1 protein-coding gene is annotated in these 1,483 nt (G+C 62.8%); it reads left to right on the top strand.

Annotated features, from left to right (window positions below; genetic code table 11):
• A partial coding sequence (gene ltrA / locus IE252_RS42810; protein WP_190094926.1) for a group II intron reverse transcriptase/maturase occupies positions 1 to 1,353 on the top strand: 1,353 nt, incomplete at its 5' end.
• Positions 1,354 to 1,483 lie beyond the last annotated feature (130 nt).

Genomic DNA, 1,483 nt, shown 5'->3' on the forward strand with positions numbered 1-1,483 from the left:
TGGGCTGTTGATGATTCTCATCGCAGGTTCGACGACCTGTTCAACCTCGTGGCCGATCCCGCCTTCCTGTTGGTGGCGTGGGACCGTGTCCGGGGAAACAAGGGTGCCCGCACGGCCGGAGTGGATGGGAAGACCGCCCGCTCCATCGAGGCTGGGCAAGGAGTCGAGGCGTTTCTCGACAAGCTGCGGACCCAGATAAAAGACCGCAGCTTCCATCCGGTTCCCGTCCGCGAGCAGATGATTCCCAAGGCGAACGGCAAGCTTCGTCGTCTCGGGATTCCGACCGTGGCGGACCGAGTGGTCCAGGCGTCCTTGAAACTGGTGCTGGAGCCGGTGTTCGAGGCGGATTTCCTCCCGTGTTCCTACGGGTTCCGCCCGAACCGCCGTGCTCACGATGCGATCGCCGAGACCCGCTACCTCGCCAGCCACGGATACGAGTGGGTGGTGGAGGGCGACATCACGGCGTGCTTCGACGAGATCGCGCACCCGGCTCTCATGGAGCGGGTGCGGAATCGAATCGGGGACAAGCGGGTGTTGTCCTTGGTGAAGGCGTTCTTGAAGTCCGGGATCCTGTCCCGTGACGGAGCTTTCACGGACACACGCACCGGGACCCCGCAGGGCGGGATTCTGTCGCCGCTGCTGGCCAACATCGCGCTCTCGGTCCTGGACGAGCACATTGCCCAGGGCCTCGGAGGACCAGATGGCACCTCCGAGGATCGGCGCAGGAGACGGCGCCGGGGATTGCCCAACTACCGGCTGGTCCGGTATGCGGACGACTTCCTCGTGCTCGTCTTCGGGCGCCGGGACCATGCCGAGGAACTACGCGACGAGGTCGCAGAGGCATTAAAGCCGATGGGCCTACGCCTGTCGGTGGAGAAGACACATATCACGCACATTGACGAGGGCCTTGATTTTCTCGGATGGCGCATCCAGCGTCACCGGAAACTTGGCACTGATCGGCAGTACATCTACACCTACCCAGCACGGAAGTCAGTCCATTCCGTGACGAGAAAGGTGAAGGAACTGACCGGACGACAGAACGTCGGCTTGTCGCTGGAGTCCTTGCTCCACCGGCTGAACTCGGTGTTGCGGGGATGGTGCGCGTATTTCCGTCCCGGAGTCTCGAACGTCGCTTTCTGTTACCTCAGCCACTATGCGTGGATGAGGGTGACACGATGGATTCGACGCAAGCACCCCGGGATCACTTGGAAACAGCTCCGTCGTCGCTATTACGGCGGCGGCTGGTGGCCCGCCACAGAGGAAGCGGAACTGTTCAACCCGGCCAAGGTAAGCACGACCAGATACCGATACCGGGGAAAACTCATTCCGGCTCCGTGGCCCACTACGGCATGATGAACTGAACATCCTGGAACGGGATTTGTGGAGAGCCCGGTGCCCGGAGACGGGCACGCCGGGTTCGGGAGGCGGCTCGGGGAAACCCACTGTTGGAAACACCAGCAGGGCGCCCCGAGTCGACCTCACC

It is taken from the genome of Streptomyces melanogenes, from assembly GCF_014649795.1.
Taxonomy (GTDB): domain Bacteria; phylum Actinomycetota; class Actinomycetes; order Streptomycetales; family Streptomycetaceae; genus Streptomyces; species Streptomyces noboritoensis.